We start from the raw sequence: 26,748 nt of genomic DNA, 5'->3' as shown, positions 1-26,748 counted from the left end.
TCTCGGGTGCTGGCACACCAGTGATAACTGCGGTCTCTGTCCCCGCGCGCACCTCAATCTTAAGTCGGACACTTGTTTGCTGCGCGACAGCGCAGCGTCGAAGACGCGGCGGCCACTCCCTCGCCACGGAATCGGGCTCACATGAGCCTTCGTGGCGAGGGGATTTATCCCCGTTGGGCTGCGCAGCAGTCCTGAAAAGGCAGGATGCGGGCGGGCTGGTGCGCCGGGGTGGTTGTTCGGGGGCTGCTTTGCGGCCCAGCGGGGATAAATCCCCTCGCCACAGGGGTGGAGGCGTTTCGGGGTTGATAGGTGGCGCCTGAGCAAACGGCCCCCGAAAGCCCTGCTCATCTATTCTTTTTCCCCGCCGATAGCCTGAAATAACAGCCCCGCCTGCCCCTAGGCGCCGCTGGCGCTCGACTACACTTGCCCAGAAATCCCGCTCCAGGAGCCGTTAGCGATGAAGATCCGTACCAAGGTCATAGGTTCGGGGTTGGTCAGTCTTTCCTTTGCGTTGCTGCTCGGCGGGATCGGGTTGTGGGGTCATCACTCCATGACCGCGTCGCTGGCGGAGAACGAGACCAGTATTTCCGCCATGCGCAAGCACATGGAGGCGGACATGATGCACGACGCGATCCGTGCCGATGTGCTGACCGCGTTGCTGGTGGCGCCGGGGGATGCGCAGGGGGCCAAGGAGGTCCTGGAGGGGTTTGACGAGCATTCCCAGCGGATGCGCAAGGTGATTGCCGAGAATGCCGAGGCGCATTTGCCGGAGCCTATCGCCAAGGCGATCGTCGAGTTGAAGCCACAGGTCGATACCTATGTCGGTAAAGCCGGGCAGATCATCGCCAGGGTGCTGGCCGGTGCCCAGGATTTGCAGGCGTTGCGCATCGAGTTCGATGCGGCGTTTTCGGCGCTGGAGGAACGCAACGAAGCGGTCAGCGAGTTGATCGAGCACCAGGCCCAGAATTCCCGTGAACGCCAGGACGACAGTATCCAGTCTTCGGGGCGTTGGCTGATCCTGACGTTGCTGGCCACTTGCGTGGCGCTGGCCTTGCTGTCGTGGAACCTGCTCAAGGCGGTGCTTGCGCCGCTGAACAAGATCATTCTCAACACCCAGGCGATTTCCCAGGGGGATCTGCAACGGTCCATGGGGACCCGGAGCAAGGACGAGCTGGGCCAGCTGCAAGGCGTGATCGAGCAGATGCAGATCAACCTGCGGCAGATGATCGCCACCATCCGCAACCAGAGCGATGAGTTGCACGGCACGTCCCGGACCTTGGGCGATACGGCGCGGCAGATCGTTTCCAGCGCCGATCAACAAGCCCAGAGCGCCACCAGCATGGCCGCGAGCATGGAGCAGATGATGGCGAACATCAGCCAGATCCATCAGCACGCCGACAGCGCGCGGACGATTTCGGCGCAGTCCGAGCAATTGGCGAGCAGCGGTGGGCAGGTGATCCTGGGGGTGGTGGAAGGCATGAGCCGGATCGCCGAAGTGGTGAACCAGTCTTCCAGCAAGATCACCGCGCTGGACGCTTCGTCCGAAGATATTCACTCCATTATCCAGGTGATCAAGAGCATCGCCGAGCAGACCAACCTGCTGGCGCTCAACGCCGCCATCGAAGCGGCCCGGGCCGGCGAGGCCGGTCGCGGGTTTGCGGTGGTGGCCGACGAAGTGCGCAACCTGGCGGCGCGCACCACCCAGTCCACCCAGGAAATCACCGCCATGATCGAGCGCATCCAATCCAGCGCCCGGGATGCGGTGGCGAACATGCAAGCGTGCGTCAGCCGGGTGGACGAGGGCGTGAACCTGGCGCAGCAGGCCGGGGTGTCCATCAGCGAAATCCGCACGGGTGCCCGGCATGCCGCCGAGGTGGTGGAGGAAATTTCCCAGACCATCGCCGAGCAATCGAAAGCCAGCGACGAGATGGCCCAGCGGGTGGAGTCGATTGCCGAGCAGTCCCGGGAAAACACCCGTTCGATCCACAACCTGACGCAAACGGCGGACCAGTTGAACCACGCGGCGGGCTCGATGCAGTCTTCGGTGCAGCAGTTCAAGATCTGAACCGACACGCCCGCATCGGCCGTGGTGGCGAGGGCGCCAGCTCCCGCCGGGCCGCGTAGTGCCCTTCCCCAGGGTGCCTCGCAGCGGGCGCCCACCATCAACCGGGCAAAAACCCCAAATCCTGCGTAAGCTTCTATCCATTGCCTGGCTCAGGCTTGCCCTGCAAAACCGCGACAACCGTGGCAAGGTGTACGGTGATCGCCGCAGGCACTGCCTGTCCCGGGCCGAGTGCACAACAATAGCGAGCCCACTTAAGCAGAGGGCATTACCTCATGGATAGCAGAACCCTACGCAACCTCATGCGCATCGTGCAGACCGGCTCGTTGTCGGCGGCGGCCGAGCATTCGTGCCTCACGGTGCAGGCCTTGGCGGCGCAGTTGAACAAAGTCGAGGAGCAATTTGGCTTCCGCTTGTTCCGGCGCTCGAACAAGGGCCTGACGCTGACCAGCCAAGGCTCGGAACTGACCCCGTTCATGGACCAGGTGCTGGTCGCCACGCGCCAGTTGGAAGAAAAGGTCGCCGCGCTGAAGAAGCCTCGGCAGCGCACGCTGAAAGTGGCGCTGAACACTACCCTGCCGGCGGAATTCAATCGGCGGATGATCGATCGGCTGATCGCTGTGTTTCCCCAGTACCAGCTGGAGTTCAGCTACGCGGAGTCGATGGAGAACCTGAGCAAGCTCAAGAACGAAGACTTTGACCTGGCGATCCTGATCGGCGCACCACAGAGCAGTTTCTCGACCATCGCCATGCCGGACGTGCAGGTGCGGGTGGTCGGCGCCCATTGTGGCGACGAGGACGACTCCCTCGGCTTGCTCGGCGACAAGTTCCAGGTGCGTCCGGCCGAAGAGTGCCCGTATTCCCACAGTTTCCTGCGCTTTCTCGATGCTGGCCTGGGTGAATACGGGACGAGCCAGCGCATGGTCTATTCCTGCAGTGAAACGCTGACCCTGTCGTTGATCACCCAATTGGATGGACTCGGGCTGGTGTCCCGGGAGGCAGCATTGCGCAACGGCCTGGCGATTTTCCCCGACTTCGAGGATTTCCTCGAAGTCCGCCTGGCGGTGAACAATCCCGAGTTGTCCGGCCAGTCGCTCCATGACGTGGTCGACCTGAGGCTACAGGAACGAACCGAGCGCGATGTACGCCGCCGTGCCCACCGCCACACTGAGAAACAGGTTGCGGCTGAAATACGCACATAACAGCGTCGGGATCGCCGCGTAGAACTCCGGGCGATCGAGCTGTATCTGCCGGTCCTTGATCAACAGCGGGGTCAGGCTGATGGCAGCGACGATCGCCACCGGCAAGTACTCCAGGGCGCGAGCGATGAACGGTGGCCAGTGCTCGGTGTTGACCTGCAGCGGCAGTGCGCGAGGCAGGAAGGTCACGGCCATCATCAGCGCGACGACGAGGATCAGGAACGTTTGGTCAGGCATACACCCACCCCGCAGCCAACGAACGTGGCGATGAAGACGTTGAACGGCGAACTGCCCAGCAGGCTCAGCACGCCCATGCAGGCCACGGCGGCCAGCGCGGCGATCAGCTTGTTACGGGTGTTGCACAGCGAAACCAGGACGTAGAGCATCATCGCGGTCAGGGCATAGTCGAGCTGGTACTTGATCAGGTGCGCCGCGTACTGCGCGCACACGGCGCCGAGCAGCCCGCCGAGTACCCACGACGTATGGCAGAACAGGTTGAAGCCAACCAGGTAGCGCACGCTGACCGGCGCCCCGCTGCCCAGCTTGACGCTGTGGAAGGCGAAGGATTCGTCCGTCAGCCCCGCCGCGTAGCACCAGCGCTCGAAACGGCTGAGCCCCAGCGCACGCAGGGCCTTGGCCATGTACACCGACATGAGCATGTGCCGGGCATTGATCAGGAAGGTAGTGAGCACGATGGTGGTCAGCGACGCGCCACTGGAAATCAACGCCAGCGCCGCGAATTGCGACGCGCCGGCGTAGACGAACAGGCACATCGCCACCGGCAGCCACAGGGGCAACCCGGCGTTGACCGCCATCAGACCGAACACAAACGAAACCGTGAAATAACCCGCTACCACCGGACTGGCTTCAGCGAAGGTACGCGAGGCTTGTGGTTCGACCGCCAGCGGCTGGCTGGAAGTCTTGTTCATAAATCCCTCTCGAAGGTGATCTCACCCCGGGGTTCGCAGAACCCCTGGGCCGCCCAGAAACGCTTGCCGGCCAGATTAGCATCGTCGACGAAAAGGAACATGCGCAGCACGCCGACCCGCTTCATGTCGGCCGAAGCCGCTTCCACCAGGCGTTGGCCCAAGCCCTTGGTGCGATGCAACGGGCTGACCGCCAGGTGATTGATCGTGCCGCGGGTGCCGAGCATGCCGCCGATCACCGCGCCCACGATCTCGCCGGCCGTATCGACGGCCAGGTACGCGGTGGTGGTTTCCTGCAGCAACACGCCCCGCAGGAACCGGGCATCCTGCCATTCGCAGAACGACACTTCGTCGAACCCGCGAAAAAATCGCTCCAGTCGCTCGGCATCCCTGACCATGGCCCGGCGCACCAGCACCTGCTGCGCCGCCTCCTCCATGGGTTCAAGCCATTCAGCGAACAATGTCGAAAGCGGTCCCGGGCCGCGAGAAGGAAATCGCCAGGATCTGCCTGAACGCCATTTCATGGCTATGGACGTTACGGGCCGGGGTCACGTAGTGGCGCATGTCGCGGTCGAGGAAGAACGTCGTGTCGAGGATGTCCTCGTAGGTCGTCGCCGCCAGTTGCTCTTCCTGGGCGGAGTACAGGCGGCTTTCGGCACCGGCCACGTTGTTGCGGCCCCAGAAGTGCACGCCGCTGAACGGATAGCCGTCGCAGTGAATGCCTTCGGGGGTGATTTCCAGTTGCTTGCCCGGCTTGATCTCGATGCGGATCTGATGGATCTGGCATTGCCAGATTTCATCGTGCAGTTCCGGCGGCAGGACGTTCTTGTACACCTCGAAGTCCGTGTCGATCAGGCTGCGCATCACCGGCGAATTGATGACTTCGTTGGAGAAGTCCTGGAAGTGCCGCTCCAATCCGCCGACGTAGCTGTTATTGGCCTTGGACTGGATGTAGGCCCGGTGCTCGAGCTGCTTGAGCTCGCGGGTCGTGGGGTTGTATTCGAAGTCACTGTAGCGGCGAAAACGCATGCCTGACTCGGCCTGGCCGTAGTAGCTGTCGGGCTCCATGTTTTCCCAGCTTTTGGTCAGCCGGACAAAATCGCCGAAATGACCGTAGAGGTTGAAGTCGCCACCGCGAACGTTGACGTATTTGTCACGTCTTAGCGCTTCGCCCACTTCCCTGTTCAGAACGATCATTTTTCATAGGTCTCCACTGCGTTGAGCGGCCTAATCTAGTAGGTGCAGGATTTACGTCCATGAGAAAGAATTTGAGGCATTTCAAGCCGTGCTTGAAACGAGGGCAGAAAGGAAATTAGTAGGACTTTATCTCGGGTAAAACGCGGCTTTTCAGGGTGTTTTCGACCCTGCCACGGGTAAAAGCACCCGAACCTGAAAACCACCCAACCCTGAACGAGACGAGGGAGCTTGCTCCCGTCGAGTGCTCAGCGCTCCCCGAAAAAAGGGAAAACTGCGCAACCGTCGGGAGAAGCTCCCTCGTCGTGTTACCGGCCCCGGGTATCAGGACCTTGTCACGTCATCAGAAGACGTTGATCGGGTAATCCACGAACACCCGCAGCTCGTTGCCGCTGACGTTGTATTCGCTGGACTTCTGCGACACCCGCAGCACCGAGCTGCGCAACCGCACGCTCAGGTCCTTGGCCGGACCGCTCTGGACCACGTACTTGAACTGGTTGAAGATCTCGCGCTCGGTGCCGCCTTCGCTGGTGGACGTGGTGATGTTGTCGCCACGCACATAGGCGACGTTGTAGCTCAGGCCCGGTACACCGAAGGTGGTGAAGTCCAGGCCGTAGCCCAACTGCCAGCTGCGCTCGTCTTCGGCGTTGAAGTCGGACCAGTAGGAGTTCGCCAGGTAGATGGTATTGCCACCGTCGCCCACGCGGTTCTGGTCGCGCTGGTAGCCGCCATAGGCATAGCCCAGGTTGCTGTCGCCAGTGCTGCGCTGGTGGGCGAGCGTGAAGCTGTGCGGGCCGGTGGCGAAGGTGGCCGCCAGGCTCCAGATCTTGTTGTCATCGCCGGTGACGTTGTTTTCACGCACGTAGCTGTTGTCCAGCTTGGTGCGATAGCCGTTGAAGTCCAGGGTCAGGGACTGATCCTTGGACAGGGGGAACACGTAGTTGGCGTTCACGTATTGCTTCTTCAACACGTTCTCGACGTCCGAGGCGTAGAGCGATGCCTTGAACTGCTCGGTGAACTGGTAGCTGCCGCCCAGGACATTGATCGACTTCAAGCCGCCGCTGTCGCGGCCTTCGGCGCTCTTGCGCGACTCGGCGGTGAAACGGCCGGCGTTGAGTTCCAGGCCCTTGATCTCCTTGGAGGTGATCAGCGTACCGGTGTAGCTTTCCGGCAGCAGGCGCGAGTTGTCGTAGCTCAGCACCGGCAGGGCGGGCATCTGGTCACCGTAGGCCAGCACGGTGTTGGAGACGCGGAACTTGACCGCCGCGCCGAACTTGGACAGGTCGTCGGCGGCGTTACGGCTGTCGCCTCGCTTGAAGAAGTCGATGCCTTGCGCACCGCTGCGCCCCTTGCCGCCGTCCAGGCGCAAGGCGTACAGGCCGAAGGCATCCACGCCGACGCCCACGGTGCCTTGGGTGAAACCGGACGAGAAGGTGCCGATGACGCCTTGGCCCCATTCGGCCTTGTCCTGGTTACCGTCCTTGTAGTCGCGATTGATGTAGGCGTTGCGCAGCAACACTTTCAGGCTGCTGTCTTCCACGAACCCCTTGGACTGCGCCTGGTCGTTGGCCATGGCGTGTGTCGTGCTCAAAATCCCCAGTGCGATCAAACCGATGCGCGTGTTCAACATGATTATTTTCCTTGTATGGGTTGATACGCACTGCGACCGGCAGCCGAAACGGCGCTTTTTGCGCTCTTTTTCGGACTCTTGCTCCTGAAATAATGAAAAGGCCCGCCCACGAGCGAACGTGTCGGGCCTTTTTATTATTTAAGAGTCATGGCTGTTAGCCACAGGCGTGGGGCGAATCCTAGTCGCGCCCTCAACAGTGTGTCAATTTCGTGAATCGTCTGTGATTAGGCGAAAAACGTCTAAGACGCGGCGGCCAGGTTTCCTGTAGGAGCGAGCCTGCTCGCGAAAGCGGTCCATCTGGCGAATACCGATGTATGAACGGCCGCTATCGCCAGCAGGCTCCCACAGGCCATCCGGCCGATCCATCGCCCATAAAAAAGCGCCGGCCTCTCGGCCAGCGCTTTCTCAATCCTTTGAATTCTATCCTTGCATGACGTCCCACAGCGCTTGCAGCTCCGCCTCGCTGAAAAGCCCGGCCGGGTAGCGTTCAACGATCAACCGGCGCGGATCAGGTTCCCTGATCTGACGCGTGCCGTTGGACTTCAACCACTGCGCCAACGCTTGAAGCGACTCACCATTGACGGCCAAGGGATGGCATGTGCGCTCGCTTATCATATTCATTCCAGCGCCCTCTCCTGGTTGATGAGCGGCCAATTTATCCAAGGTTTATGACAAAACAACTCAGTTCTCTCCCCAGAACTGCCAGAGCACTGATACAAGAGCTATGCCAATGTATCGGCGGTGCCGATAAACAGGCACAAAAAAGCCCGCTCGCCCAATCGGGCCGCAGGCTCGCCGGGATGGATCCAAAAGCACCGGTCTAGAGCCGGCGCAGTGGACGTCACCGGGCTGTTACATCGCCACTCATTTTGCCCGTGGCGCGGGTTGTTGTTGGGTAAGGCAATGGATATTTCCGCCCCCCAGTAACAGTTCGCGGCCCGGCACCATGACCACTTCGTGCTCCGGGAAGAGCTTCTGCAGGAGCTCCCGGGCCGGGGCATCCAGCGGATCGTCGAAGCTCGGCGCAATGATGCCGCCATTGACGATCAGGAAGTTCACGTAGGAACCGGCCAAGCGCACGGTCGGGTTGCGCTCTTGGGAACCTTCCACCGCGTCCACGCCGGCGCACTCCTGTTCGGTGGCGTAAAGCGGGCCCGGGATCGGCATCTTGTGCACGATGAACGGGCGGCCCTTGGCGTCCGTGCTGTTTTGCAGCACATTCAGGGCGGCGTGGCAGCGGCTGTAGTTCGGGTCCTGCGGGTCGTCGGTCCAGGCGAGCAATACTTCGCCGGGACGCACGTAGCAGCAGAAGTTATCCACATGGCCGTCGGTTTCGTCGTTGAACAAGCCGTCGGGCAACCAGATGATCTTGTCCACCGCCAACTGCGCGCTGAGCACCGCCTCGATGTCCTCGCGGCTCAGGTGAGGGTTGCGATTGCGGTTGAGCAAGCATTCCTCGGTGGTGATCAGCGTGCCTTCGCCATCGACGTGGATCGAGCCACCTTCGAGGACAAACCCTTCGGTGCGATAACGCGGGCTGCGCTCGATCTCGAGGATCTTGCCGGCCACTTGCGCGTCACGGTTCCACGGCGCGTAGAGGCCGCCGTCGAAGCCGCCCCAGGCGTTGAAGTCCCAATCCACGCCGCGCACTTCGCCGTTGTCATTGATGACGAACGTCGGGCCGGTGTCGCGGACCCAGGCGTCATCGCTGGACATTTCCACCAGGCGGATGTTCGGCACGTCGAGGCGCGCCCGGGCGTTTTCGTATTGGCCCGCGGACACGGCCACGGTCACCGGCTCGAAACGGGCGATGGCCTTGGCCACCGCGACGTGAGCGGCCTGCGCAGGCTTGCCGCCCAGGCGCCAGTTGTCCGGACGCTCGGGCCAGATCATCCAGACCTGGCTCTGGGTCGCCCATTCGGCAGGCATGTGGAAACCATCCGCGCGGGGCGTGCTGTGCAACGTTGTCATGAGTCAGGACTCCGATGAGTCGTCGAGGGCGATGAGACTTTATAGACGATAAAAATCGGGTTTTAAAGGGTGAACCGTCGATTCAATGAAAAAATCAACGAATAAACATCGACTAAAATCGACATTTTTAGCCACTGTAGGAGCAAGCCTGCTCGCGATTGCGTCCCGCCAGCCACGGTTTCATTGACTGACGCAGCGCTTTCGCGAGCAGGCTCGCTGCCGCCGGGGTTACCGGCTCAACGACTTACAGCCCTTCGTCGAGCACTTTCTCCAACATGTCCACGAAGAAGTCCACGCTCTGGCGGGTCGTCACCATCGGCGGCTTGATCTTGAGGATATTCAAGTAGTCACCCGTCGGTTGCATGAAGATCCCCAATTCGCGCAGGCGATTGCACAGCGCCGTGGTTTCTTCGGTGGCCGGTTCCAGGGTGGCGCGGTTGCGGATCAGCTCCAGGCCCAGGTAGAACCCCGAGCCATGCACCGCGCCGACCAACGGATAGCGCTCGATCAAGGCTTCGAGGCGCGCCTTGAAATGGCCGCCGACCACCCGAGCGTTTTCCCAGAGGTTTTCTTCTTCCATGACGTCCAGCACGGCCATGCCGATCCGGCAACTGACCGGGCTGCCGCCGGCAGACGAGAAGAAGTAGCCCTCGGCTTCCAACGCCTCGGCGATTTCCCGGCGGGTGATGACCGCGCCCAACGGCTGGCCGTTCCCCATGCCCTTGGCCATGGTGATGATGTCGGGCACCACGCCCTGCTCCTGGAAGCCCCAGAAAAACTCGCCCATGCGCCCGTAGCCGACCTGCACCTCGTCGGCGATGCACACCCCGCCGCGCTCGCGCACCCGCTCGTACACCTGCTTCAGGTAGCCGGGCGGAAGGGCGATGCCGCCCGCGTTGCCGTACACCGGCTCACAGATGAAACCGGCGAGCTGGCGCCCGCTGTCGGCAATCTTCGCCAGGCTCTGGTCGACGCTGCGCAGGTAGTCCGCTGTGCTGCCAGGGCCACGGAATTCACCGCGATAGGTGTTCGGGGCGGTCACCGGGTGCACCCAGTCCGGCCGGCTGCTCAAGGCCTGGGGGTTGTCGGCGATGGACGTCGACACCGCATCGGCTGCCACCGACCAGCCGTGATAGGCCTCCAGCACGCTGAGCATGTCCCGTCCGCCGCTGTAGGCCCACGCCAGGCGGATCGCCAGGTCGTTGGCCTCGGTGCCGCTGTTGACCAGGAACACCCGGTCCATGTTCGAGGGCGAAAGCGCCAGCAGGCGCTCGGAAAACTCGGCAATCGCCGCGTAGTGGAAGCGCGAGTTGGTGTTGAGCAACGACCACTGCCGCGCGGCCACCGCCGCCATGCGTGGATGACCGTGGCCCAGCACGGCGACGTTGTTGAGCATGTCGAGGTAGGAGCGCCCCTGCATGTCGATCAAGTGGTTGCGCCAGCCGCGCTCGATGCGCGGCGGGTCGACGTAGTAGTGCTTTTGCGAACGGGCGAAGCTGGCATCCCGGCGGGCCAGCAGCGCCTCGGGATCGACCTCCGGCTCGGCATCGCAAGCCAGCCCCAGCAACGCCGCCGGCGACGGACACAGCGCCTGCCAGGCCGCCGCCCTGGAGGGCGTGCAGAACAGTGGCGGATTCAACCCGGCGCCTCGGCACAACTGGACCAGCAGCGCTCCCGTCACCTCCCCCAGCACCTGGCCCTTGACCAGCGCCGCGCCCGACTGCAACGGCGACGTCACGCCCCATAGCCGCAGGCTCGACGATGGGCTGTCCAATTGCAGGAAGCCATCGGCGGCGCGGTGCACGACCCCGGCGAACGGCGCTTCGAGCGGCGTGCCCCGGGGGACATTCAGCTCCACGTGCAACGGACAGGTATCCGGCTCGACGGCGCTGTCCGGGCGGGTGCGCGACAACCGATACTGGCCGTAGCGGCTGGCGGCCAGCCCGTGGACAGCGGCGGCTTCGCTCAACAGGCGCTGGTCGATCCCCGGCTGCTCCCAATTTCCGGCCTCGAAATGCGGGCTCAGCACGCCCAGGTCGATCAACGCGAATTCACGCCCCACCAGGGTTGGCAGCAACGGCGCGAAGCCTTCGCTGGCGACGGGCGCCAGGCGCTGGCCCACGGCGCTGAGAATCGCCGCCTCCATCAGGTCGAAGGGCACCGACTGGGCGACGCGGAAAATTTCCCACTCATGGGCCAGGTTGTCACGGCTGTACTGGTTGCCCGGATCGATGGCGACCTGCTGTTCGCCGCTGAGCACCAGCACGGCAGCTCGCGCAACGACCAGCGGCCACAGCGCCAACAGTTCTTCGCGCTGCAACGGGTTGACCGCGTGATAGGCCTGGATGGCCGGCAAGATGAAAAACGGATCGCCGTCGGCATGGTGCAGCAGGGCCGCGCAGGTCACGGAAAGATCCGTGATGCGCCAGGTGCGGACCAGGTCGCCAAAATCAATGACGCCTTGCAAGTGCCACTGGCGCTGGGCATCACGCTGCCAGACCACGTTGTCGTCGGTGATGTCCATGTGGATCGCCTGCACAGGCAGGCTCGCCTTGAGCGGCTGCAGGCGGCGCTCGGCCTGTTGCGCGATGTCGGCGATCAGGTTGCGCTGCGGGTCATCCTGGATCACCGGCAACAGGTGCTCGATCAGCGTGTGGGCGTGGCGGGCGTCCCATTGCAGCGTGCGCTCCAGGCCGGCATGGTCGAATGTCGCCAGGGCCTGGTCGATGTGCGCGCACAAACGCCCCAGCCCCGTCACCAGGCCGGGTTCCAGGTGCTTGAATTGCGTCAGAGGCTGGCCGTCGATGTATTCCAGCAACCGGACATGCACCGCCTGCCCTTCGATGTCGAGCGTCAGCAGGTCCTGGCCGTTGCTGGCGGTGATCACCCGCGGCGCCTTCACCGCGCTGTGCTCGGCCAGATGCCGGAGGGCCGCATGCTGGGCCTGGAGCTCCTGCACCGCGTAGTCGCCGTGGCAGATCTTCAGCACGAAGCGCCCGTGCTCGGTGTCGACGCGGTAATTGAGGTCTTGCTGGCTGCCAAGGGGTCGCAGGTCACCGCTGAGTCCGTAATTCGAGCGCAGCAGCACCAACACCTGCGCGGCGCTGATCTGTGGGCTTGGCAAACTGGCACGGCGAACCAACGTAGCGAGTGGCATACAACAACCCCTGAGGTGGTTTGATCGGATGCCTATCACGCCACTGAGCCGGGGGATAAGCAACCCCCTATCAGTCGAAAGCATGGGAGGACCTCCGGCGCCCCCGGGCCGGCAGGACGTCGTCCGGCATCGCGCCTATCCGAAGATCGCGCTTGCGCCTTCCCTACGCTGGCGACAAGCTATGGCTGCTACGCTGTGTCGTCTCACGGAAATAAGGCTTAACCGGATGCGCATTCTCATCACTGGCGGTGCTGGTTTTATCGGCTCAGCCCTTATACGGCACTTGATCCTTGATACCGGGCATCAGGTTCTTAACCTCGACAAACTCACGTACGCCGGCAACCTCGAATCGTTGAGCAGCGTCGATCACGACAGCCGCTACGAATTCGTGCAGGCCGATATCGTCGACCAGGCGACCGTCAGTGCGGTACTGGCGCGGTTCGAGCCCGACGCCATCATGCACTTGGCGGCCGAGTCCCATGTAGACCGCTCCATCGATGGCCCGGCGGACTTCATCCAGACCAACATCGTCGGCACCTACAGCCTGCTGGAGGCCACTCGCGCCTATTGGCAAGCCTTGCCCGAGCCACGCAAGCGCGCGTTTCGCTTCCACCACATTTCCACCGACGAAGTGTATGGCGACCTTCACGGCGTCGATGACTTGTTCACCGAAACCACCGCCTACGCCCCCAGCTCCCCCTATTCGGCAAGCAAGGCGGCGTCCGACCACCTCGTGCGAGCCTGGCAGCGGACCTACGGCCTGCCCGTGCTGCTGACCAACTGCTCGAACAACTACGGGCCGTTCCACTTCCCCGAGAAGCTGATTCCGCTGGTGATCCTCAACGCCCTGGCTGGCAGGCCATTGCCGGTCTATGGCGACGGCCGGCAAGTGCGCGACTGGTTGTATGTCGAAGACCATGCGCGGGCGCTGCTCAAGGTCGTCACTGAAGGCGTGGTCGGCGAGACCTACAACATCGGTGGCCACAACGAACAACAGAACATCGACGTCGTGCGCGGCATCTGCGCGCTGCTCGAAGAACTGGCACCGCATAAGCCCGACGGGGTCCGGGGTTATGCCGACCTGATCACCTTCGTCAAGGACCGCCCCGGCCATGACCTGCGCTACGCCATCGACGCCAGCAAGATCGAGCGGGAACTGGGCTGGACGCCCCGGGAAACGTTCGAGACCGGCCTGCGCAAAACCGTGCAGTGGTATATCGACAACCTGGCGTGGTGCCGACGTGTGCAGGACGGCAGCTATCAAGGCGAGCGGTTGGGCTCGCTCGACAACAAGGAATCGCTGACATGACCAAGGGCATCGTCCTGGCCGGTGGTTCCGGCACGCGGCTGCACCCCATTACCCTGGGGGTTTCCAAGCAACTGCTGCCGGTGTACGACAAACCGATGATCTATTACCCGATCTCGGTGCTGATGCTGGCCGGCATCAAGGACATCCTGGTGATCTCGACGCCCCAGGACCTGCCGCAGTATCGCAGCCTGCTCGGCGATGGCAGCCAGTTCGGCGTGCATTTGAGCTACGCCGAGCAACCCACGCCCGACGGCCTGGCCCAGGCGTTCCTGATTGGCGAGCAATTCATCGGCAATGATTCGGTGTGCCTGATCCTGGGCGACAACATTTTCCACGGCCAGCATTTCGGCGAACAATTGCAGAGCGCCGCCAGCCGGCAAAGTGGCGCCACGGTGTTCGGCTACTGGGTCAAGGACCCCGAGCGTTTCGGGGTGATTGATTTCGATCCCGAAGGGCGAGCCATTTCCATCGAGGAAAAACCCGCCGTGCCGAAATCCAGCTACGCAGTGACGGGCCTGTATTTCTACGACAACGATGTCATCCAGATCGCCAAGGCGGTGAAACCGTCCAAGCGGGGTGAACTGGAGATCACCGACGTCAACAATGCCTACCTGCAACGCGGCGACCTGCACGTCGAGCGCTTTGGCCGTGGCTTCGCCTGGCTGGACACCGGCACCCACGACAGCCTCCTGGAAGCGTCGCAGTACGTGCAGACCATCGAGCATCGCCAGGGCCTGAAAGTCGCGTGCCTGGAAGAAATCGCCTACCAGCGGGGTTGGGTCAGCCGCGAACATGTCATTGAACGGGCCAATTATTTCGGCAAGACCGGTTACGGCCAGTACCTCTTCAAGATCGCCGGAGAAAACCGATGAAAGTCACTGCCACCTCGTTGCCGGAGGTCTTGCTGATCGAGCCGAAGGTCTTCGGCGATGACCGCGGTTTTTTCTATGAGAGCTTCAATGCCCGGGCTTTCGCCGAGGCCACTGGGAGCACGCTGCAGTTCGTCCAGGACAATCACTCGCGCTCGGCCAAGGGCGTGCTGCGCGGCCTGCATTATCAAATCGAACAGGCCCAGGGCAAGCTCGTGCGGGTCACGGCCGGGGAGGTCCTGGACATAGCGGTGGACATTCGCCGCAGCTCGCCTTCGTTCGGCCAATGGGTGGGGGTGCGCCTGTCGGCGCAGAACCACAGCCAACTATGGATCCCGCCAGGATTCGCCCACGGTTTCGTGGTGCTGAGCGACTCGGCGGACTTCCTCTACAAGACCACCGACTACTACGCTCCCGCGGCCGAACGCTGCATCCGCTGGGATGACCCCGACCTGGCCATCGACTGGGAACTGGACGGCGAACCGATCCTGTCGGCCAAGGACCAGGCCGGCAAGGCCCTGCATGAGGCCGACCTGTTCCCATGAGTGCTCCCCTGCGCATCCTGATCATCGGCCGCAACGGCCAGGTATCCCGGGCACTCCAGTCGCGCCTGGCCGGCATGGGCGAACTGATCGTGCTGGGCAGCGACTCACTCGACCTGGCACGCCCTGAGCGCATCGCGCCGTCCATCGACGGCGTGCGGCCCGACCTGATCATCAACGCGGCGGCGCATACGGCCGTGGACCAGGCCGAGAGCGAACCCGCGCTGGCCTTCGCCATCAACGCCACGGCCCCGGGCATCCTGGCCCAGGTGGCGGTGGAACGGGGGGTGCCCCTGATCCACTATTCCACCGATTACGTCTTCGATGGCCGCAAGCCCTCGCCCTACACCGAAGACGACACCCCCAACCCGCTGGGCGTCTACGGACAAAGCAAACTGGCGGGCGAAAATGCCGTTCGCCAGGCCGCCGGGGCGCATCTGATCCTGCGCACCAGTTGGGTGTACTCCAGCGAGGGCCGCAACTTCCTGCTGACCATGCAGCGCCTGCTGCAAGAAAAATCGCACTTGCGCGTGGTCGCCGACCAGATCGGAGCCCCGACCTGGGCCGCCACGATCGCCGAGAGCACCGCCAGGCTGATCGAGCGCTGGCAGGCGGGTCACGGCGGCGCCTGGGGCACTTATCACCTGACAGCCCAGGGCGAAACCTCCTGGTTCGGTTTCGCCCAGGCCATCGGTGAGCATCTGGTCGAGCAACACAAGCCCTGTGCGGTGCTTGAACCGATCCCGTCCAGCGGCTATCCGACCCCGGCCCCACGCCCGCTGAACTCGCGCCTGGATGGCAGCCGGCTGGAGCGCGAATGGGGGGTTCGCCAGCCGGACTGGCGCCGCGCGTTGCAGGAATGCCTTGCCGGGCAGCCTTGATGCGCCGCCTCACAAACTGTATTGGCAGGAGCACAGTAGGCATAATACGCCTGTCCCCCCAGGCGCCTGATGCTCATGAACTCCACCCTTCCCCGCAGACCCCGTTGGCGCAGCCTGGCCTTGCTTGCCCTGTGCCTGGCGCCGTTGCTGTGGCCGCTGGAGCACCTGGCCGAACGTTATTACCGCAGTGAACTGGCCGGGCAGAACCGCCAGACCCTGGATCTCTACGTCGCCAACCTGTTGGGCACCCTGCACCGCTATGAGGTGCTGCCGCAGATTCTCGCCGATCTACCGGCCTTGCGCGCCGCGCTGTCGGCCCCGGACGACGGGGTCACCCAAGGCAACGCCAACCGGCTGTTGAAGAACATCAGCACCCAGACCGGCGCCGAAGTCATGTACCTGATGGACGCCAGCGGCAAGACCCTGGCGGCCTCGAACTGGGACAAACACGACAGTTTCGTCGGACGCAATTTCGCTTTCCGGCCGTATTACATCGAGGCCATGGCCGGGCGCATGGGGCGTTTCTTCGGCTTGGGCACCACGTCGGCCAAGCGCGGCTACTTCTTCGCCGCCGCGGTGCGCGATCGCGAGAAAGTCATTGGCGTGCTGGTGGTCAAGGTCGACCTGGACCACACCGAAAGCCTGTGGGGCAAGACGCCTGAGCAACTGCTAGTCACCGATCACAATGGCGTGGTCATCCTCACGTCGCGCCAGGACTGGCGCTTTCGCGCAACGCGCCCCTTGAGCGATGACGAGCGCCAGGCCATCAGCGCCGTGCAACCCTATCCGACCCGCGACCCCAAGCCACTGAACCTGGACGAAAACGCCTGGCTGACCCAGACCCAGTCCATCGAGGAAACCGGCTGGAGCGTGAGCATCCTCGCCCCGCGCACCTTGATCGACCGCCCCGTGCGTACCGTGTTGACGATTGGAGGCGCGGCGCTGCTGGTGTTGATGCTGTTGCTGGGGCTGATGATGCAGCGCCGGCGCCATTACCTGGACCGGATCGCCTTCGAAGCCAAGGCCCGGCACCAGCTCGAAGGCCGGGTCGCCGAGCGCACCAGCGACCTGGAAGGCCTGAACCGGCGCCTCAAGCAGGAAGTGCTGGAGCGCGAGCAGGCCCAGCAGGAGCTGGTCCGGGCCCAGGATGACCTGGTGCAGGCCGGCAAACTGTCGGCCCTGGGCACCATGTCGGCGAGCATCAGCCATGAACTCAACCAACCGCTGGCGGCGATTCGCAGCTATGCCGAGAACGCCGAGATCCTGCTCGATCACCAGCGCACCGACGACGCCCGGGGCAACCTCAAGCTGATCAGCGAACTGACCGGGCGCATGGCGTCAATCATCGCCCACTTGCGCGCCTTCGCCCGCCGCGACCGCCATGCCCCGGAAAGCGTGGCCTTGCAGCCGGCCCTGGACGACGCGCTGGCGCTGCTCGCCAAGCGTCGCCGCAGCATGGAAGTGGAACTGATTCGTGACCTGCCGGCCGCGACACTCTGGGTCGAGGCCGGGGAGACCCGCTTGCGCCAGGTCCTGGGCAACCTGTTGGCCAACGCCCTCGACGCCCTGACCGAGAAAGGCCCGCCGCGCAAGCTTTGGCTCAGCGCCCAGGCCACCGACACCGGCGTCAACCTGTACATCCGCGATAACGGCCCGGGGTTCTGCATGGAGGCCCTGGGCCGCGCCGGCGAACCCTTCTACACCACCAAGACCCGGACCCAGGGCCTGGGGCTGGGGCTGGCCATCTGTGACACCTTGATGCGTGCCTTCGGTGGTGAACTGTCGTTCGCCAACCACAAGGAAGGCGGCGCCTTGATCACCCTGAAGCTGCGCGCCGGCGCCCCCGGGGTGAGCCTGCAACCGTCCGAGGACCGTAGTGTATGACCATCGATGACCGGATAGAGGTGCTGCTGATCGACGACGATCCCCACCTGCGCCAGGCCTTGAGCCAGACCCTCGACCTGGCCGGGTTGAAGATCCTGCCCCTGGCCGAAGCCAAGGGTGTCGCCGGGCAATTGCCCCGTGACTGGCCCGGCGTCGTGGTCAGTGACATCCGCATGCCGGGCATGGACGGCCTCGAACTGCTGGGCGAACTGCACGCCCAGGACCCGGAGTTGCCCGTGCTGCTGATCACCGGCCACGGCGACGTGCCGCTGGCAGTGCAGGCGATGCGCGCCGGGGCCTACGACTTCCTGGAGAAACCCTTCGCCAGCGACCACCTGCTCGACAGCGTGCGGCGCGCCCTGTCCCTGCGCCGGTTGGTGCTGGAAAACCGCAGCTTGCGCCTGGCCCTGAGCGATCGCCACGAGCTCAGCGCCCGGCTGGTCGGCCAATCGACACCGATGCTGCGCCTGCGCGAGCAGATCGGCGCACTGGCGGCCACCCGCGCCGACGTGCTGATCCTCGGCGAAACCGGCGCGGGCAAGGAAGTGGTCGCCCGCGCCTTGCACGACCTGTCGGCGCGCCGCAACGGGCCCTTCGTGGCGATCAACGCCGGCGCGCTGGCCGAATCGGTGGTGGAAAGCGAGCTGTTCGGCCATGAGCCCGGCGCATTCACCGGCGCGCAGAAACGCCGCATCGGCAAGTTCGAGTTCGCCAATGGCGGCACGCTGTTTCTCGACGAAATCGAAAGCATGAGCCTGGATGTGCAGGTCAAGCTGCTGCGCCTGCTGCAAGAGCGCATGGTGGAGCGATTGGGGGGCAACCAGCAGATCCCGCTGGATATCCGCGTCATCGCCGCCACCAAGGAAGACTTGCGCCAGGCCGCCGACCAGGGACGTTTTCGCGCCGACCTGTATTACCGCCTGAACGTCGCGCCGCTGCGTATTCCACCGTTGCGCGAGCGGGGCGAGGATGCGCTGATGCTATTCCAGCACTTCGCCAACGAAGCCAGCAGCCGCCACGGCCTGCCGCCCCACGAATTGCAGCCGGCGCACCGGGCGTTGCTGCTGCGCCACAGCTGGCCAGGCAACGTACGGGAACTGCAGAACGCCGCCGAACGCTTTGCCCTGGGCCTGGAGCTGGCCCTGGACAACAGCGCGCCGGACGGTAGCCCCGGCGCACCGGTCGCGATGGTCAGCGGCGGCTTGAGCGAACAGGTGGAAAACTTCGAAAAATCCCTGATCGCCGCCGAACTGGCCCGGCCCCACAGCTCGGTCCGCAGCCTCGCCGAAGCCCTGGGCATCCCGCGCAAGACCTTGCACGACAAGCTGCGCAAGCATGGGCTGAGCTTTGGCGACAACAGCCACGGCGCCGCCGACGAATCCGATTGAGACGGCGGCGTCATTGCCACCTTTCCTTCCAGCCAGAGGCCCCTCGATGAACCGCGACACTCGTTACCTGGAATCGATCCTGCACCACGACATCCCGTTGACACGGGACATGGGCCTGGAGGTTGTCGACTGGCAGGCCCGGCAACTGCGGTTGAGCCTGCCGCTGGAGGCCAACGTCAATCACAAGAGCACCATGTTCGGCGGCAGCTTGTACTGCGGCGCGGTGCTCGGCGGCTGGGGCTGGCTGCACCTGGCCCTGCGCGAGGAAGGCATCGAGGACGGGCACATCGTGATCCAGGAAGGGCAGATCAGTTATCCGTTGCCCGTCACCGGCGACGCGACCGTCATTTGTGACGCGCCTGAGGAAAAGACCTGGCATCGCTTCCTCGCCACCTACCGACGCTACGGACGGGCGCGCCTGGCTTTACAGACGCGGGTGTTCAATGGCGGGAGCAAGGAAGCGGCGGTGCAGTTCGAGGGGCAGTACGTGTTGCATCGTTGAACAACGGTCGACCGTGGCGAGGGCGCTTGCTCCCTCGTCACGAAGCTACAAGCTACAAGCTACAAGCTACAAGCTACAAAGCCGGTTTAACCTCAAGAACGCGCCAGCTCCAGCAACTTCCCACGCCAAGGCGCCTTCGCCGGCAAGGCCAGGAACGAGCTGTTGAGCAATGATGCCCGCGGCGGATAGCAGAACGGTTCGCCGCTCAAATCCAACACCTCGCCGCCCGCCCCTTCCAGCACCCCTTGGGCGGCGGCGGTATCCCATTGCGAAGTCGGCGCCAGCCGGGGGTAGCAATCCGCCGCGCCCTCGGCCACCAGGCAGAACTTCAACGAACTGCCGATGCTGGTCAATTGCAAGTCGCCCAGGCTGGCGCCCAGGCCGTCCAACAGGCGCTCCTGCTCCGGGCTGGTGTGGCGACGGCTGGCAACCACGGTAAAGGCTTCGCCCGCCGCCCGCTCGTTGCGCACCGCCACCGGCAAAGGCTCCCGGCCCTGGTCGCCGCGCCAGGCCCCGAGGCCCGCGCCGCCGACGTAATAGCGGCCACTGGTGGGCATCGACACCACGCCGAACACCACGTGCCCCTGCTCGACCAGGGCGATGTTGACGGTGAACTCCTCGCTGCCGGAAATGAACTCCTTGGTGCCATCCAGCGGGTCCACCAGCCACCAGCGCTGCCAACCGGCGCGCACGTCCTGGGGGATGTCGGCGTCTTCCTCGGAAAGAATCGCGATGTCCGGGGCCAATGCCGCCAGCCCGGCGACGATCACATCATGGGCGGCCATGTCGGCGGCGGTCACCGGTGACTCGTCGGCCTTCTGGTTGACCTGCACGTTGGCGCGCCAGAACGGCAGGATCGCCTCACCGGCCTTGAGCGCCAGCGCCACCACCGGGGCCATCAGGGGATGGGGGAAATTCATGAGAAAAAAGCTCCGCGCTGGGTCAGCAGGTCACGGGCCAGGTACAACGCCGCCAAGGCCCGTCCCTCGGTGAATTGCGGGTTCTGCGCCAGGGCCGAGAGTTCATGCAGGTTGACCTTGTCCACGCGCATCGGCTCGGGCTCATCGCCCTCCAGCCGTTCTTCGTACAAGTCGGTCGCCAGCACCACCTGGATCTTCTGGCTCATGTAGCCGGGGGACAGCGACAGTTCGGTCAGGTGCTCCAACTGGCGGGCGCCAAAACCCGCTTCTTCCTTGAGCTCGCGCTCGGCCGCCGCCAGCACGTCCTCACCCGGCTCGATCAAGCCCTTGGGCAGGGACAGCTCGTAGGCGTCGGTGCCCCCGCAGTACTCTTCCACCAACACCGCGTGGTCGGCGTCGAGCATTGCCACGATCATCACCGCGCCATACCCCGTGCCCTTGCTCGCCAGGCGTTCGTAGGTGCGCTCCACGCCGTTGGAAAAGCGCAGCTTGAGCTCCTCCACGCAGAACAGGCGGCTGGTGGCGACGACGCGGCGATCGAGTATGGTGGGTTTCTGGCGCATATACGGCTCCCTGGGCGATAGCGGGCTACTATACCCGGCCTATTCTGATTGTTTGTGTCGGATATCCGATTACCGCTGGAGAAGTTTTATGGCCTTGCTGCCCTGGCACGAGATCGACACGGTGCTGCTGGACATGGACGGCACCCTGCTGGACTTGCATTACGACAACCATTTCTGGATGGAACACCTGCCCCAGCGCTACGCCGAACTGCACGGCGTGAGCCGGGCGATGGCCGAAATGGAGCTGCAACCGCTGTTCGAGCGCAACGCGGGCCAGTTGCAGTGGTATTGCCTGGATTTCTGGAGCACCGAGCTGAAATTGCCGGTGCGCGAATTGAAACTGGAAACCGCCCACCTGATCGCCTTGCGCCCGGACGCCGACACCTTCCTGGCGGCGATCAAACAGGCGGGCAAACGCGTGGTGATGATCACCAACGCCCACCGCGACTCGCTGTCCCTGAAGCTGGAACGCATCGAGCTTGCGCCCTACTTCGAACGCCTGATCAGCTCCCACGATTACGGTTTCCCCAAGGAAAACCGGCAGTTCTGGGATGCATTGCAGGCCGACCTGCACTTCGACCCGGCCCGCAGCCTGTTCATCGACGACACCTTGCCGGTGTTGCGCAGCGCCCGGGATTTCGGCGTGGCGCATCTGCTGGCCGTCAGCGAGCCGGACAGCCGCAAAGGGCCGAAGGACACAGAGGAGTTCAAGGCGCTGGGGGACTATCGGGACCTTATAGCCGGGCTTTGAACCGCGTCGCCTTCATCGCGAGCGGGCTCGCTCCCACCGGGCCTGCGGCAACCGACGACCCGGTGGGAGCAAGTCTGCTCGCGATAAACCAATGCGGTCCCGACGCCTACTCGGGAATACGCAGCACCTGCCCCGGGTAGATCTTGTCCGGGTGCGACAGCATCGGTTTGTTCGCCTCGAAGATCTTGTTGTACTGGTTCCCGTCGCCGTACTCGACCTTGGCGATCGCGCTGAGCGTGTCGCCTTTTTTCACCGTGACGAAACGCGCCGCCTTCGCCACCGGGCCGGCGACCGTGATCTGGTCATCGACACGGCCGACACCGGCGATATTGCCAACGGCCAACAGGATCTTTTCCTTCTCTTCCTGGCTCGCCACTTCACCGGTGACGGTAACGGTATCGCCTTCGAGAGTGGCGTGAACGTTCGGATTACCGAGCCCGACCTTGTTGATGTGTTCTTTCAACTGCTCGCTCGCATCAGCATTGCCGGGAGTCAGCAGGTCGATCAGCTTTTCACCTGCCTCCTTCACAAAGCTAAAAATACTCATGGCGCACGCTCCTTGGTTAGGTATCCAGACGCAAAAGCCTAGACCAAGCCAGGCGAACCCGGCTGCGAGCCGACCAATGACCCCGTTACGCGCAAGCGCTAGAATCCGAATCTTCCCGCGCGCTGGAGCGAAGATGGACATCAAGCAGCTGAAATTTCTCATCGCCCTGGATGAAACCCGTCACTTCGGCCAGGCCGCCGCTCGCTGCCACATCACCCAACCGACCCTGTCGATGCGCCTGCGCAGCCTTGAGGAAGAACTCGGCCTGCCGCTGGTCAATCGCGGCCAGCGCTTCGAAGGCTTCACCGCCCCCGGGGAACGGGTACTGGCCTGGGCGCGCACGGTGCTGGCGGCCCATGACGGCCTGCTGGCCGAGGCGGCGGCCTGTCGCGGCAACCTGGCGGGCACGTTGCGCCTGGGCGTGGTGCCGTTGTCGGATTTCGATCCGCTGTCGATGATGCAGCGCCTGCACGACGAGCACCCCAACCTGCGTTTCGAATTGTCGTCACTGAGCTCCGAGCAGATCCTCGAGCAACTGGCGAACAACCGCATCGACCTGGGCATTTCCTACCTGGAGCGTCTGGACAACGAACGCTTCGAAGCCTTGCCCTTCAGCCAGACCCGCATGGGCCTGCTGTACGACCAGCGCTATTTCTTCTTCGGCGACCAAGCGCTGAGCTGGCAAGCGCTGATCGAACTGCCGTTGGGCATGCTCACCAGCGGCATGCACTTTCGCCAGTCCATCGACTACCACTTCCACAGCCGTGGCCTCACGCCCCAACCGCTGCTGCAAACCGACGCCGTGCATCAATTGCTACAAGCCGTGCACGGCGGACTGTGCTGCGCGGTGATGCCCCTGGACAGCGGCCTGGACGTGCTCACCGAAGACCTGCGCATCCAGCCCATCGAAAGCGCCCACACCCTGGTCCCGCTGGGGATGATCATGCGCCGCGGAGCCCCGCGCTCGGCGCTGGCGGAAGCGTGTTTCGCCCTCTATCAGAAATCAGTGACAGCCTCTTGATCGACGTCATCTATTGATAGATCAGTAATAGCGATTAGACGTGGCAGATTGCCGCATTTAGTCTTGTCACTATTCAACACATCGGTGATGTCATGAAAACCAAGCCTCCGGCCTGCCCGGTGCCCGCGGTGCAAACACCCGTGCCCACCGCGAGCCAGAGCTATCGCTACGGCAACCTGGACCATTCCCAAGCGGACCACGCCGCGCTGGCCGAGGAAGTGGCGCTGGCGATCGCCTACAACGGCATCAGCCAGGCCGTCATGCTGGTCACCCCCACGGACCTTGAAGACTTCATCGTCGGCTTCAGCCTGGGCAGCGGCATCATCGAAGACGCCTCCGACATCTACGACCTGCAACTGAGCGGCAGCGGTTCGGCCCAGTCTGCCCAGGTGACCATCGCCAACCGCGCGTTCTGGAACCTCAAGCAGCAACGTCGGCAACTGGCGGGTACCAGTGGCTGCGGACTGTGCGGCGTCGAAGCCCTGGAACAGGCGCTGCCGAACCTCAAGACCCTGCCTGGAGCCCCGTTGCCGCCGGCGCCATGGCTCGATGGCCTGCGCCAGCGCATCAGCCAGTTCCAGCCCCTGGGCCAATATTGCGGTGCGGTCCACGCCGCACTGTACATGAACGCCCAGGGCGAATTGCTGCTGGGCCGTGAAGACATTGGCCGGCACAACGCCCTCGACAAATTGATCGGGGCGCTGGTCCGGCAACGGATCCCGGTGACCGGTGGCGTGGCGATCGTCACCAGCCGTTGCAGCCTCGAACTGATCCAGAAAGTGCTGCGCGCCGGTATCCAGACCCTCGTCAGCCTGTCGTCGCCCACCGGCCTTGCGGTGCAGTGGGCCCGTCAACACAACCTCAACCTCATCCACCTGCCGCAAAAAAATGCGCCGCGGGTCTACAGCCCTGCGATGGAGAATCAAGCGTGAGCAATCATCAACAAGCCGACCAGAAACCCGTACCGCGCTACAAGCCCTACAAGGGCCCGGCCGGTGGTTGGGGCGCACTGATCAGCGTCGCCCAGGCCTGGTTGACCAGCGATAACGCGCTGAAGAATATCCGCATGATGCTCAAGACCAACCAGAACGGCGGCTTCGACTGCCCGGGCTGCGCCTGGGGCGACTCGCCGGAAAGCGGCATGGTCAAGTTCTGCGAGAACGGCGCCAAGGCGGTGAACTGGGAAGCCACCAAGCGGCGCGTCGATGCGGCCTTCTTCGCCAAGCACAGCGTGACCTCGCTGCTGGAGCAGAGTGACTACTGGCTCGAATACCAGGGTCGCCTGACCGAACCGATGCGTTACGACGCCGAAACCGATCGCTACAAGCCCATCGGCTGGGAAGCGGCATTCGCCCTGATCGGCAAGCACCTGCAAGGGCTGTCCAATCCTAGCCAGGCCGAGTTCTACACCTCGGGCCGGGCCAGCAACGAGGCGGCCTTCCTGTACCAGTTGTTCGTTCGCGCCTACGGCACCAACAATTTCCCCGACTGCTCGAACATGTGCCACGAAGCCAGCGGCGTGGCGCTGTCCCAGAGCGTCGGCGTGGGCAAGGGCACGGTGACCTTCGACGACTTCGAACACGCCGATGCGATTTTCGTCTGGGGCCAGAACCCCGGCACCAACCATCCACGGATGCTCGAACCGCTGCGCGAAGCGGTGAAGCGTGGCGCCCAGGTGGTGTGCATCAACCCGCTCAAGGAGCGCGGCCTGGAACGTTTCCAGCATCCGCAGCACCCCTTCGAAATGCTCACCAACGGCGACAAGCCGACCAACACCGCCTATTTCCGCCCGGCCCTGGGTGGCGACATGGCGATCTTGCGCGGCATGGCCAAGTTCCTCCTGCAATGGGAGCGTGATGCCCAGAAGGCCGGCGCCCCAGCGGTATTCGACCACGCCTTCCTCAATGAACACAGCGTCAACGTGCTGGATTACCTGGCCGTGGTCGACGACACGCCGTGGGAACAGATCATCGAGCAATCGGGCCTGTCCCTGGTGGAAATCGAGCAAGCGGCACGCATGTACGCCAAGGGCAAGAACGTGATCATGTGCTGGGCGATGGGGATCACCCAGCACCGCCATTCGGTGGCGACCATCCAGGAAATCGCCAACCTGATGCTGCTGCGCGGCAACATCGGCCGGCCGGGCGCGGGCCTGTGCCCGGTACGCGGCCACAGCAACGTGCAGGGCGACCGCACCATGGGCATCAACGAGTGCCCGCCCGCGGCTTTCCTCGATGCGCTGGAGCGACGCTTCCAGTTCAAGGTGCCCCGCGAATACGGCCACAACGTGGTCGAGGCGATCCACGCCATGGCCAGTGGCGAGGCCAAAGTCTTCATCGCCCTGGGCGGCAACTTCGCCCAGGCCACGCCGGACAGCCACCGGACCTTCGAGGCCCTGTCCAACTGCGACCTGACCGTGCAGATCAGCACCAAGCTCAACCGCAGCCACCTGGCCCACGGCAAGGAAGCACTGATCCTGCCATGCCTGGGCCGTACCGACATCGACCTGCAGACCGAAGGCGCGCAAGCGGTCACCGTCGAGGACTCCTTCAGCATGGTCCACGCCTCCTACGGCCAGTTGCAGCCGTTGTCCAGCCAGATGCGCTCCGAACCGTGGATCATCGCCGGGATCGCCGCCGCCACGCTGGGCAGCCGTCCGGTGGACTGGAACTGGTTGGTGGCCGACTACAACCGTATTCGCGATCTGATCGCCGAGACGGTGCCGGGCTTCAAGGACTTCAACGAAAAGCTGCAGAATCCCGGTGGCTTCTACCTGGGCAACAGCGCCGGCGCGCGTCGCTGGAACACCGCGTCGGGCCGGGCCAACTTCAAGCCCAACCTGCTGCCGGCCGACCTCGTGCACGAACGCACTCGCTCCACCGGCCAGTTGCCCGACCTGATCATGCAGTCGATGCGTTCCCACGACCAGTACAACACCACCATCTACGGCCTCGATGACCGGTACCGTGGGGTGAAGGGCCAGCGCGACGTGTTGTTCGTCAACGAAGCGGACATCATTCGCCTGGGCTTCAAGCCAGGGCAGAAGGCCGATATCGTTTCGCTCTGGGATGATGGCCGCGAGCGCCGGGTCAAGGGCTTCACCCTGCTCGCGTTCGACATTCCAGCCGGGCAGGCCGCAGCCTACTACCCTGAAGTGAACCCCCTGGTTCCCCTGGAAAGCACCGGTGACGGCAGCCACACGCCGACCTCGAAGTTCGTCGCGATCCGCCTGGAAGCGGCCAGCGAGAATGGCCTGATCCTGGCCAAGTCAGCCTGACACCCGCCTGGCTGGACCGGATCGCTGGGGGGGGGGGGGGGGGGGGGGGGGGGGGGGCGGCGCGGCGCCCGCCCCCCCCCCCCCCCCCCCCCGCGCCCCCCCCCCCGCGCCGTAGCTAAATAATACCCCCCTGACCCAAAACCCCCCCCCCCCAT

General features: G+C 63.9%; 24 protein-coding genes. 13 read left to right on the top strand and 11 right to left on the bottom strand.

All coding sequences use genetic code 11. The annotated features are described in order from the left end of the window. The first annotated feature begins 457 nt into the window (after positions 1 to 457). The gene (locus Q6A48_RS24665; RefSeq protein ID WP_304557041.1) at positions 458 to 2,065 is read left to right on the top strand and encodes a methyl-accepting chemotaxis protein; all 1,608 of its coding nucleotides are present in this window, start codon (positions 458 to 460) and stop codon (positions 2,063 to 2,065) included. Positions 2,066 to 2,337: 272 nt separating this feature from the next. Continuing rightward, entirely contained in the window at positions 2,338 to 3,264 is a 927-nt protein-coding gene (locus tag Q6A48_RS24660; RefSeq protein WP_304557040.1) for a LysR family transcriptional regulator, read from the top strand. Here the strand turns inward: Q6A48_RS24660 and Q6A48_RS24655 are convergent. The 8 genes from Q6A48_RS24655 to Q6A48_RS24620 all read right to left on the bottom strand — a co-directional run bounded on the left by Q6A48_RS24655 (position 3,181) and on the right by Q6A48_RS24620 (position 12,139). Then, on the bottom strand, positions 3,181 to 3,498 hold the full coding sequence (locus tag Q6A48_RS24655; protein ID WP_304557039.1) for an AzlD domain-containing protein: 318 nt from the start codon (positions 3,496 to 3,498) through the stop codon (positions 3,181 to 3,183). The genes Q6A48_RS24660 and Q6A48_RS24655 overlap by 84 nt on opposite strands. Next, positions 3,477 to 4,190, bottom strand: a complete 714-nt coding sequence (locus Q6A48_RS24650; RefSeq protein ID WP_304557038.1) for an AzlC family ABC transporter permease — start codon at positions 4,188 to 4,190, stop codon at positions 3,477 to 3,479. The genes Q6A48_RS24655 and Q6A48_RS24650 overlap by 22 nt, the downstream gene beginning before the upstream one ends. Next, the gene (locus tag Q6A48_RS24645; RefSeq protein WP_304557037.1) at positions 4,187 to 4,624 is read right to left on the bottom strand and encodes a GNAT family N-acetyltransferase; all 438 of its coding nucleotides are present in this window, start codon (positions 4,622 to 4,624) and stop codon (positions 4,187 to 4,189) included. The genes Q6A48_RS24650 and Q6A48_RS24645 overlap by 4 nt, the downstream gene beginning before the upstream one ends. A gap of 13 nt (positions 4,625 to 4,637) precedes the next feature. Beyond that, a complete protein-coding gene (locus Q6A48_RS24640; protein WP_304557036.1) occupies positions 4,638 to 5,384 on the bottom strand; it encodes a 2OG-Fe dioxygenase family protein in 747 nt (248 codons plus the stop codon). 340 nt (positions 5,385 to 5,724) lie between these two features. Next, entirely contained in the window at positions 5,725 to 7,011 is a 1,287-nt protein-coding gene (locus Q6A48_RS24635) for an OprD family porin (protein WP_304557035.1), read from the bottom strand. Positions 7,012 to 7,431: 420 nt separating this feature from the next. Further along, a complete protein-coding gene (locus tag Q6A48_RS24630; RefSeq protein ID WP_304557034.1) occupies positions 7,432 to 7,632 on the bottom strand; it encodes a hypothetical protein in 201 nt (66 codons plus the stop codon). A 243-nt stretch (positions 7,633 to 7,875) separates the two neighbouring features. Further along, positions 7,876 to 8,982, bottom strand: a complete 1,107-nt coding sequence (aguA, locus tag Q6A48_RS24625) for an agmatine deiminase (protein ID WP_304557033.1) — start codon at positions 8,980 to 8,982, stop codon at positions 7,876 to 7,878. 244 nt (positions 8,983 to 9,226) lie between these two features. Then, positions 9,227 to 12,139, bottom strand: a complete 2,913-nt coding sequence (locus tag Q6A48_RS24620; RefSeq protein ID WP_304557032.1) for an aminotransferase — start codon at positions 12,137 to 12,139, stop codon at positions 9,227 to 9,229. 226 nt (positions 12,140 to 12,365) lie between these two features. On the opposite strand from Q6A48_RS24620, the gene rfbB reads away from it, so the two are divergent. From rfbB to Q6A48_RS24585, 7 genes are all read left to right on the top strand, one after another. Continuing rightward, complete coding sequence (rfbB, locus tag Q6A48_RS24615; RefSeq protein WP_304557031.1) at positions 12,366 to 13,448, top strand: dTDP-glucose 4,6-dehydratase; 1,083 nt, start codon at positions 12,366 to 12,368, stop codon at positions 13,446 to 13,448. Then, entirely contained in the window at positions 13,445 to 14,320 is an 876-nt protein-coding gene (gene rfbA / locus Q6A48_RS24610; RefSeq protein ID WP_304557030.1) for a glucose-1-phosphate thymidylyltransferase RfbA, read from the top strand. Before rfbB ends, rfbA begins: the two co-directional genes overlap by 4 nt. Beyond that, entirely contained in the window at positions 14,317 to 14,862 is a 546-nt protein-coding gene (rfbC, locus tag Q6A48_RS24605) for a dTDP-4-dehydrorhamnose 3,5-epimerase (RefSeq protein ID WP_304557028.1), read from the top strand. The genes rfbA and rfbC overlap by 4 nt, the downstream gene beginning before the upstream one ends. Next, a complete protein-coding gene (gene rfbD, locus Q6A48_RS24600; RefSeq protein WP_304557027.1) occupies positions 14,859 to 15,740 on the top strand; it encodes a dTDP-4-dehydrorhamnose reductase in 882 nt (293 codons plus the stop codon). Before rfbC ends, rfbD begins: the two co-directional genes overlap by 4 nt. Positions 15,741 to 15,815: 75 nt before the next feature. Then, positions 15,816 to 17,624 (top strand): sensor histidine kinase, encoded by a 1,809-nt coding sequence (locus tag Q6A48_RS24595; RefSeq protein WP_304557026.1) that lies wholly within the window; start codon positions 15,816 to 15,818, stop codon positions 17,622 to 17,624. Continuing rightward, positions 17,621 to 19,012, top strand: a complete 1,392-nt coding sequence (locus Q6A48_RS24590; RefSeq protein ID WP_304557025.1) for a sigma-54-dependent transcriptional regulator — start codon at positions 17,621 to 17,623, stop codon at positions 19,010 to 19,012. Before Q6A48_RS24595 ends, Q6A48_RS24590 begins: the two co-directional genes overlap by 4 nt. A gap of 46 nt (positions 19,013 to 19,058) precedes the next feature. Beyond that, a complete protein-coding gene (locus Q6A48_RS24585) occupies positions 19,059 to 19,514 on the top strand; it encodes a YiiD C-terminal domain-containing protein (protein WP_304557023.1) in 456 nt (151 codons plus the stop codon). A 92-nt stretch (positions 19,515 to 19,606) separates the two neighbouring features. Here Q6A48_RS24585 and cysQ read toward each other — a convergent pair whose 3' ends face one another. Continuing rightward, positions 19,607 to 20,434 carry a 3'(2'),5'-bisphosphate nucleotidase CysQ gene (gene cysQ, locus Q6A48_RS24580; protein WP_304557022.1) on the bottom strand — a complete coding sequence of 276 codons (828 nt, stop codon included), beginning with the start codon at positions 20,432 to 20,434 and terminating at the stop codon, positions 19,607 to 19,609. Then, positions 20,431 to 20,997, bottom strand: a complete 567-nt coding sequence (nudE, locus tag Q6A48_RS24575) for an ADP compounds hydrolase NudE (RefSeq protein ID WP_304557021.1) — start codon at positions 20,995 to 20,997, stop codon at positions 20,431 to 20,433. Before nudE ends, cysQ begins: the two co-directional genes overlap by 4 nt. A gap of 88 nt (positions 20,998 to 21,085) precedes the next feature. On the opposite strand from nudE, the gene yrfG reads away from it, so the two are divergent. After that, complete coding sequence (gene yrfG, locus Q6A48_RS24570) at positions 21,086 to 21,748, top strand: GMP/IMP nucleotidase (RefSeq protein WP_304557020.1); 663 nt, start codon at positions 21,086 to 21,088, stop codon at positions 21,746 to 21,748. A gap of 106 nt (positions 21,749 to 21,854) precedes the next feature. Here the strand turns inward: yrfG and lysM are convergent, their stop codons facing one another. After that, a complete protein-coding gene (gene lysM / locus Q6A48_RS24565) occupies positions 21,855 to 22,295 on the bottom strand; it encodes a peptidoglycan-binding protein LysM (RefSeq protein ID WP_304557019.1) in 441 nt (146 codons plus the stop codon). Positions 22,296 to 22,428: 133 nt separating this feature from the next. Between lysM and Q6A48_RS24560 the strand changes: the two genes are divergently transcribed. From Q6A48_RS24560 to Q6A48_RS24550, 3 genes are all read left to right on the top strand, one after another. Continuing rightward, on the top strand, positions 22,429 to 23,316 hold the full coding sequence (locus Q6A48_RS24560) for a LysR family transcriptional regulator (protein ID WP_304557018.1): 888 nt from the start codon (positions 22,429 to 22,431) through the stop codon (positions 23,314 to 23,316). Between the two features lie 92 nt (positions 23,317 to 23,408). After that, positions 23,409 to 24,248, top strand: a complete 840-nt coding sequence (gene fdhD, locus Q6A48_RS24555) for a formate dehydrogenase accessory sulfurtransferase FdhD (protein ID WP_304557016.1) — start codon at positions 23,409 to 23,411, stop codon at positions 24,246 to 24,248. Beyond that, on the top strand, positions 24,245 to 26,593 hold the full coding sequence (locus Q6A48_RS24550; RefSeq protein WP_304557015.1) for an FdhF/YdeP family oxidoreductase: 2,349 nt from the start codon (positions 24,245 to 24,247) through the stop codon (positions 26,591 to 26,593). Before fdhD ends, Q6A48_RS24550 begins: the two co-directional genes overlap by 4 nt. Positions 26,594 to 26,748: the final 155 nt, after the last annotated feature.

The organism is Pseudomonas citrullilanati (assembly GCF_030580855.1).
Taxonomy (GTDB): Bacteria; Pseudomonadota; Gammaproteobacteria; order Pseudomonadales; family Pseudomonadaceae; genus Aquipseudomonas; species Aquipseudomonas citrulli.
Note: the sequence above shows the minus strand (reverse complement) of the source record. Positions and strands in the feature narration are given on the sequence as shown.

Coding starts and splice junctions, on each gene's coding strand:
- Q6A48_RS24640 (WP_304557036.1), bottom strand. CDS start 5,384: ATGATCGTTCTGAACAGGGAAGTGGGCGAAGCGCTAAGACGTGACAAA.
- Q6A48_RS24635 (WP_304557035.1), bottom strand. CDS start 7,011: ATGTTGAACACGCGCATCGGTTTGATCGCACTGGGGATTTTGAGCACG.
- fdhD (WP_304557016.1), top strand. CDS start 23,409: ATGAAAACCAAGCCTCCGGCCTGCCCGGTGCCCGCGGTGCAAACACCC.
- rfbB (WP_304557031.1), top strand. CDS start 12,366: ATGCGCATTCTCATCACTGGCGGTGCTGGTTTTATCGGCTCAGCCCTT.
- Q6A48_RS24655 (WP_304557039.1), bottom strand. CDS start 3,498: ATGCCTGACCAAACGTTCCTGATCCTCGTCGTCGCGCTGATGATGGCC.
- rfbC (WP_304557028.1), top strand. CDS start 14,317: ATGAAAGTCACTGCCACCTCGTTGCCGGAGGTCTTGCTGATCGAGCCG.
- lysM (WP_304557019.1), bottom strand. CDS start 22,295: ATGAGTATTTTTAGCTTTGTGAAGGAGGCAGGTGAAAAGCTGATCGAC.
- Q6A48_RS24620 (WP_304557032.1), bottom strand. CDS start 12,139: ATGCCACTCGCTACGTTGGTTCGCCGTGCCAGTTTGCCAAGCCCACAG.
- Q6A48_RS24660 (WP_304557040.1), top strand. CDS start 2,338: ATGGATAGCAGAACCCTACGCAACCTCATGCGCATCGTGCAGACCGGC.
- aguA (WP_304557033.1), bottom strand. CDS start 8,982: ATGACAACGTTGCACAGCACGCCCCGCGCGGATGGTTTCCACATGCCT.
- Q6A48_RS24630 (WP_304557034.1), bottom strand. CDS start 7,632: ATGAATATGATAAGCGAGCGCACATGCCATCCCTTGGCCGTCAATGGT.
- Q6A48_RS24650 (WP_304557038.1), bottom strand. CDS start 4,190: ATGAACAAGACTTCCAGCCAGCCGCTGGCGGTCGAACCACAAGCCTCG.
- Q6A48_RS24560 (WP_304557018.1), top strand. CDS start 22,429: ATGGACATCAAGCAGCTGAAATTTCTCATCGCCCTGGATGAAACCCGT.
- Q6A48_RS24645 (WP_304557037.1), bottom strand. CDS start 4,624: ATGGAGGAGGCGGCGCAGCAGGTGCTGGTGCGCCGGGCCATGGTCAGG.
- Q6A48_RS24595 (WP_304557026.1), top strand. CDS start 15,816: ATGAACTCCACCCTTCCCCGCAGACCCCGTTGGCGCAGCCTGGCCTTG.
- cysQ (WP_304557022.1), bottom strand. CDS start 20,434: ATGAATTTCCCCCATCCCCTGATGGCCCCGGTGGTGGCGCTGGCGCTC.
- rfbD (WP_304557027.1), top strand. CDS start 14,859: ATGAGTGCTCCCCTGCGCATCCTGATCATCGGCCGCAACGGCCAGGTA.
- Q6A48_RS24665 (WP_304557041.1), top strand. CDS start 458: ATGAAGATCCGTACCAAGGTCATAGGTTCGGGGTTGGTCAGTCTTTCC.
- rfbA (WP_304557030.1), top strand. CDS start 13,445: ATGACCAAGGGCATCGTCCTGGCCGGTGGTTCCGGCACGCGGCTGCAC.
- Q6A48_RS24585 (WP_304557023.1), top strand. CDS start 19,059: ATGAACCGCGACACTCGTTACCTGGAATCGATCCTGCACCACGACATC.
- Q6A48_RS24590 (WP_304557025.1), top strand. CDS start 17,621: ATGACCATCGATGACCGGATAGAGGTGCTGCTGATCGACGACGATCCC.
- yrfG (WP_304557020.1), top strand. CDS start 21,086: ATGGCCTTGCTGCCCTGGCACGAGATCGACACGGTGCTGCTGGACATG.
- nudE (WP_304557021.1), bottom strand. CDS start 20,997: ATGCGCCAGAAACCCACCATACTCGATCGCCGCGTCGTCGCCACCAGC.